Source organism: Pseudomonas sp. EGD-AK9 (assembly GCF_000465935.2).
GTDB lineage: Bacteria > Pseudomonadota > Gammaproteobacteria > Pseudomonadales > Pseudomonadaceae > Aquipseudomonas.
In genome coordinates, this window is record NZ_AVOF01000190.1 from 1 (window position 1) to 6518 (window position 6518).

Annotated in this window: 5 protein-coding genes; 2 read left to right on the forward strand and 3 right to left on the reverse strand. The window is 68.3% G+C overall.

Features of this window, described 5'->3' with window-relative positions; all coding sequences use genetic code 11:
* The 3 genes from gshA to N878_RS10320 all read right to left on the reverse strand — a co-directional run.
* A partial coding sequence (gene gshA / locus N878_RS10310; protein ID WP_021443580.1) for a glutamate--cysteine ligase occupies window positions 1-1339 on the reverse strand: 1339 nt, incomplete at its 3' end.
* 102 nt (window positions 1340-1441) lie between these two features.
* Window positions 1442-1828, reverse strand: coding sequence for a PaaI family thioesterase (locus N878_RS10315; RefSeq protein ID WP_021443581.1), 387 nt, complete (start codon window positions 1826-1828; stop codon window positions 1442-1444).
* Window positions 1825-4152, reverse strand: coding sequence for a Tex family protein (locus N878_RS10320; RefSeq protein ID WP_021443582.1), 2328 nt, complete (start codon window positions 4150-4152; stop codon window positions 1825-1827). Before N878_RS10320 ends, N878_RS10315 begins: the two co-directional genes overlap by 4 nt.
* A gap of 307 nt (window positions 4153-4459) precedes the next feature.
* Between N878_RS10320 and ompR the strand changes: the two genes are divergently transcribed.
* Window positions 4460-5194 (forward strand): two-component system response regulator OmpR, encoded by a 735-nt coding sequence (gene ompR / locus N878_RS10325; RefSeq protein WP_021443583.1) that lies wholly within the window; start codon window positions 4460-4462, stop codon window positions 5192-5194.
* A 112-nt stretch (window positions 5195-5306) separates the two neighbouring features.
* The coding region (locus N878_RS10330) for an ATP-binding protein (protein WP_021443584.1) at window positions 5307-6518 on the forward strand (1212 nt) is incomplete at its 3' end.

Here is a 6518-nt window from a genome sequence, read left to right on the forward strand (position 1 = left end):
AGGGCGTCAGGTCGGCATCCTCGACCTTGGCCTGCTGCGCCGCCAGGGCCTTGCCGTGCGCCGCGCCGCCCTGGCTGCGGTCGAGCAGCTCGGCCAGCGGGCGGATCTGCTCGATCAGCTCCAGGGCCCAGGTCTTGAGTTCCACCGGGCGGCCATCGCGCTGCAGGTGCAGGCCGGGACGGCGGCCTTCCTTGACCACCTTGAGGAAGTTGTCGGTGCAGCTGCGGCACTCGCCGCCTTCCAGCAGCGGGCTGTCCGCCAGCGCGCAGAACAGCAGGAAGGCGTCGATAAAGCGCGATTCGCTGAGGTCAATGCCCAGCGGCAGGAAGGGGTTGATGTCCAGGCAGCGCACTTCCACGTACTGCACGCCGCGGCTCATCAGCGCCTGGATCGGCCGTTCGCCGCTGCGGGTGACGCGCTTGGGGCGGATGCTCGAGTAGTACTCGTTCTCGATCTGCAGGATGTTGGTGTTCAGCTGCAGCCACTCGCCGTCGCGTTTGATGCCGGCCTCGACATAGGCCGGGTAGGGCGTGGCCACGGCCAGGCGCAGGCTGTCGGTGTAGCTGGCCAGGTCGTTGTAGCAGGGGGTCAGGCCGGACTGGGCACTGCTCTGGTAGCCCAGATCGCTCATGCGCAGGCTGGTGGCATGGGGCAGGTACAGGGTGCTGGCGTCCAGCTCCTGCAGCTGGTGCGGGCGGCCGCGCATGAAGCCCTTGTCCAGCGCCGGCGAGGCGCCGAACAGGTACATCAAGAGCCAGCTGTAGCGGCGGAAGTTGCGGATCAGCGCGATATAGCGCGCCGACTGGTAGTCGCGCGCGCTCTGCGTGTCGCCTTCGGCCTGCTGCTGCAGCTGCCACAGACCCTCGGGCAGGGAGAAGTTGTAGTGAATGCCGGCGATGCACTGCATGGTCTTGCCGTAGCGCAACGCCAGGCCCTTGCGGTAGACGTACTTGAGCCGGCCGATATTGGAGCTGCCGTAGCGGGCGATAGGGATAGTTTCTTCATCCGGCAAGGCGCAGGGCATCGACGGGCTCCACAGCAGCTCGTCGCCCAGCTTGGCGTAGGCGAAGCGGTGGATGCGTTCCAGCTCGTCGAGGGTGGCCGCCGGGTCGGTGGCGGTGCCGGTGATGAATTCCAGCAGCGATTCGGAATAGTCGGTGGTGATCTGCGCATGGGTCAGCGCCGAGCCCAGCCCCTGCGGATGCGGGGTCAGGGCCAGCTGGCCGTCCTGGTCGATGCGCAGGCATTCGCGTTCGATGCCGTGCAGGCACTGGCCCAGCAGGGACAGGTGGGCCGGCTCGCCGAGCAGGGCCAGGCGGCGGGAGAGAAGGTCGCTCAAGATGCACTTCCTAACTGGGCAGTCGCCACAATATGGGGATCGCCCCGGCACTCTGCAAGGGGCGAACGGTTACCCAGGTTAGACCAGCCCGAGCGGCGCCGATTACACGCAGGCGAAGGTGCCTTGTGCCTTGGCGACCAGCTTGTCGCCCTGCAGCACTTCGGCCTCCACCACCTGGGTGCGGCGCCCGGCATGCAGCACCTTGGCGTGGCACAGCACGCTGCCTTCGGACACCGGGCGGATGTAGTTGATCTTGCACTCCAGGGTCACGCTGCTCGGCCCGCCATCGCCGAGGCTGTGGCTGGCCTGGCCCATGGCGGTGTCGATCAGCGAGAACAGTGCGCCGCCGTGCAGCTTGCCGTGCAGGTTGCGCAGCTCGTCGGTGAGGCTCAGGCGCACACGCGCCTCGCCGCCGCCGACCTGGAGAATCTCCAGGCCGAGCAGGCGGGAAAAGGCGCTGCTGGCGCCGACCTTGTCGGTCGTGCTCATTTCTTCAACTGCTTGGCGTTGGCGAACAGGGCGGCCATACCGCCGCTGGCGGGGGCCGGTTTGTCCTGGCTGGAATGACGCTCGCTGCGCGGCGCGTTGCCGCCACGGTTGCCAGCGCGCGATTGTCCGCCGCGTTGGCCGTCGACCTTCTCGCCGGGGGTATCGCCCATGCGCATGGACAGGGCGATGCGGTTGCGCGGGATATCCACCTCCATCACCTTGACCTTGACCACGTCGCCGGCCTTGACCGCCTCGTGCGGGTCCTTGATGAACTTCTCCGACAGCGCGCTGATGTGCACCAGACCGTCCTGATGCACGCCGATGTCGACGAAGGCGCCGAAGTTGGTGACGTTGGTCACCACACCCTCGAGCACCATGCCCAGCTCGAGGTCCTTGAGGGTTTCCACGCCTTCCTGGAACTCGGCGGTCTTGAACTCCGGACGCGGGTCGCGGCCGGGCTTGTCCAGTTCCTTGAGGATGTCGCCGACGGTGACCAGGCCGAAGCGCTCGTCGGTGAACTTGGCCGGGTCGAGGCGCTTGAGAAAGCCCGAGTCGCCGATCAGCGAGCGGATGTCGCGGCCGGTGTCCTGGGCAATGCGCTCGACCAGCGGGTAGGTTTCCGGGTGCACCGCGGAGGCGTCCAGCGGGTTGTCGCCGTTCATCACGCGGAGGAAGCCGGCGGCCTGCTCGAAGGTCTTCTCGCCCAGGCGCGGCACCTTCTTCAGCTCGGCGCGGGTCTTGAACGCGCCGTTCTGGTCGCGATGGGCGACGATATTCTGCGCCAGGGTCGCATTCAGCCCGGAGATGCGCGCCAGCAGCGCGGCGGAGGCGGTGTTCACATCCACGCCGACGGCGTTCACGCAGTCCTCGACCACGGCATCGAGCGAGCGCGCCAGCTTGAGCTGCGACACGTCGTGCTGGTACTGGCCGACGCCGATGGATTTCGGGTCGATCTTCACCAGCTCGGCCAGCGGGTCCTGCAGGCGGCGGGCGATGCTCACGGCGCCGCGCAGCGACACGTCGAGATCGGGGAATTCGCGCGCGGCCAGCTCTGAGGCCGAGTACACCGAGGCGCCGGCCTCGGAGACCATCACCTTGGTCAGCTTGAGGCCCGGCACCTTCTTGATCAGCTCGGCGGCCAGCTTGTCGGTCTCGCGGCTGGCGGTGCCGTTGCCGATCGAGATCAGGTCGACGCCATGCTTGGCGCACAGCTTGGCGAGGACCGCCAGGGTGCCGTCCCAGTCGTTGCGCGGCGCGTGCGGGTAGACGGTGGCGGTGTCCAGCACCTTGCCGGTGGCATCGACCACCGCCACCTTGCAGCCGGTGCGCAGGCCAGGGTCGAGCGCCAGGGTGGCGCGCGGGCCGGCCGGCGCGGCCAGCAGCAGGTCGTGCAGGTTGCGCGCAAACACGGCGATGGCCTCGTCCTCGGCCTTCTCGCGCAGCTCGCCGAGCAGGTCGGTTTCCAGGTGGTTGTACAGCTTGACCTTCCAGGTCCAGCGCACCACCTCGGCCAGCCACTTGTCGGCGGCGCGGCCTTGCGCGCTGATGCCGAAGCGCTCGCCGATCATCAGCTCGCAGGGGTGCAGGGTACCCGGCAGCTCCTCGCCGACCTTCAGGCTGGCGCTGAGGATGCCCTCGTTGCGGCCGCGGAAGATCGCCAGCGCGCGGTGCGACGGCACGCCCTTGAGCGCTTCGTCGTGCTCGAAGTAGTCGCTGAACTTGGCCCCTTCGTGTTCCTTGCCCGGCACCAGGCGGGCGCTGAGGGTGGCGTGGTCCTTGAGGAAGCTGCGCAGCTTGTCGAGCAGGCCCGCATCCTCGGCGAAGCGCTCCATCAGGATGTACTTGGCGCCCTCGAGCACGGCCTTCACATCGGCGAAGCCCTTGTCGGCGTCGATAAAGCGTTCGGCTTCGCTTTCCGGGCTCAGCTCCGGGTTGCCGAACAGCGCATCGGCCAGCTCGCCGAGGCCGGCTTCCAGGGCGATCTGGCCCTTGGTGCGGCGCTTCTGCTTGTACGGCAGATACAGGTCTTCCAGGCGCGTCTTGGTGTCGGCCAGGGCGATCTCGCGCTTGAGTTCCGGAGTGAGCTTGCCCTGTTCCTCGATGCTGGCGAGGATCGCCACGCGGCGTTCGTCCAGTTCGCGCAGGTAGCGCAGACGCTCTTCCAGGTGGCGCAGCTGGGTGTCGTCGAGGCTGCCGGTCACCTCTTTGCGGTAACGGGCGATAAAGGGCACGGTGGAACCTTCGTCGAGCAGGGCCACGGCGGCGGCGACCTGTTGCGGGCGCACGCCCAGTTCTTCGGCGATGCGGTTGTTGATGCTGTCCATAAAAAAGCTACCCACAGGGCGGCCATGCCGGCGGCACGGCGCGCGCGAATCAATTTGAGTCGACTTGGCCGTGAGCACCCTGGCCCGCGTCCATGCCGTGGCGGCAGAGGGGCGGAGGAGGGGCGCTGCGCGACTGCCAGGTCGAGGCGGCGGCGCATTATAAACACCGCATCCGCCGGCGCTGGGAACCGTTCGGGGAAAAATCTGCTAACAATGGCTGGAGCGCCCGCCAGGGCGCCTGAGCCATAATGCCGCCATTCCAGCCTGGCCGCGCGGCGCGCGAGCGGGCTTCAGCCAAGGAGTTGCCATGAGCCACAGCGCCCCCGCCGCCGAAGGCGAGAAGATCCTGATCGTCGACGACGACGCCCGTCTGCGTCGCCTGCTCGAGCGTTTCTTCGACGAACAGGGTTATCGCGTGCGCGCCGTGGAGAACGTCGAGCAGATGGATCGCCTGCTGGCCCGCGAGCTGTTCAACCTGGTGGTGCTCGACCTGATGCTGCCCGGCGAGGACGGCCTGTCCGCCTGCCGCCGCCTGCGCGAGGCGAACAACCAGATCCCGATCATCATGCTCACCGCCAAGGGCGACGAGTCCAGCCGCATCCAGGGCCTGGAGCTGGGCGCCGACGATTACCTGGCCAAGCCGTTCAATCCGCGCGAGCTGCTGGCGCGGATCAAGGCCGTGCTGCGCCGCCAGGCGCCGGTGGTGCCGGGCGCGCCGGGCAGCGAGGACGAGAGCGTCAGCTTCGGCGAGTACGAGCTGTCGCTGGCCACCCGCGAGCTGAAGCGCGGCGAGCAGGTGCACATGCTCACCACCGGCGAGTTCGCCGTGCTCAAGGCGCTGGTGCAGCATGCGCGCGAGCCGCTGACCCGCGACAAGCTGATGAACCTGGCCCGCGGCCGCGAGTGGGACGCCCTGGAGCGCTCCATCGACGTGCAGATCAGCCGCCTGCGCCGGCTGATCGAGCCGGATCCGTCCAAGCCGCGCTATATCCAGACGGTCTGGGGCGTGGGCTATGTGTTCGTGCCGGACGGCAATAAGTGATTCCTGGGTTGGCGCTGCGCGGAGCGAAGCCCAACGCCCACTGCGTCCTGTCCGATAGCCCGGCGTCGGGCTTCAGCGCTGCGCGCCTCAACCCAACTTACATCGAAGCGTTATGAAAACCCCGCTCTGGTTCCCGCAAAGCTTCTTCGCCCGCACCCTCTGGCTGGTGCTGATCGTCGTGCTGTTCTCCAAGGCGCTGACCCTGGTCTATCTGATGATGAACGAGGACGTGCTGGTCGACCGCCAGTACAGCCACGGTGCGGCGCTGACCCTGCGCGCCTACTGGGCGGCCAACCCCGCGGAGCGCGAGCACATCGCCCAGGCCGCCGGGCTCAAGCGCATCCCCCGCGACAAGGTGCCGGCCAGCGAGCAGCACTGGCCCTACAGCGAGATCTTCCAGCGCCAGATGCAGACCGAGCTGGGGCCGGACACCGAGGTGCGGGTGCGCGCCACCACGCCGCCGGCGCTCTGGGTGCGCGCGCCGAGCCTGGGCGACGAGTGGCTGCGGGTGCCGATGTACCCGCACCCGCTGCGCGGCCAGCGCATCTGGAGCGTGCTCGGCTGGTTCCTCGGCATCGGCCTGCTGTCCACCGCGGCGGCCTGGATCTTCGTCCGCCAGCTCAGTGCGCCGCTCAAGCGCCTGGTGTTCGCCGCCCGCCAGCTGGGTCAGGGGCGCAGCGTGCGCCTGCCGATCAGCGACACGCCGAGCGAGATGGCCGAGGTCTACCGTGCCTTCAACCAGATGGCCGAGGACGTCGAGCAGGCGGCGCGCGAGCGCGAGCTGATGCTGGCCGGGGTGTCCCACGATCTGCGCACGCCGCTGACCCGCCTGCGCCTGGCGCTGGAATTCATGCAGAGCGATTCCGAACTGACCGAGGACATGGTGCGCGACATCGAGGACATGGACGCCATCCTCGACCAGTTCCTCGCCTTTATCCGCGACGGCCGCGACGAGCCGGTGGAGCAGGCCGACTTCGCCGAGCTGGTGCGCGAGACGCTGGCGCCCTACAACCAGAACGGCGAGCGCGTGCGCCTGTGCCTGGAGGCCATTCCGCCCTTCCCGCTGCGCCGGGTGTCGATCAAGCGCCTGCTCACCAACCTGGTGGAGAACGCCCTCAACCATGGCGGCGGCGACGCCGTGGAAGTGGTCGCCAGCCTGGCCGGCGACCACAACGCGCCCTACGTAGTGCTCAGCGTGCTGGACCGCGGCAACGGCATCGACCCGGCCGAGCTGGACAGCATCTTCAACCCCTTCATCCGCGGCGACCGCGCCCGCGGCGGGCGCGGCACCGGCCTCGGCCTGGCCATCGTCAAACGCATCGCC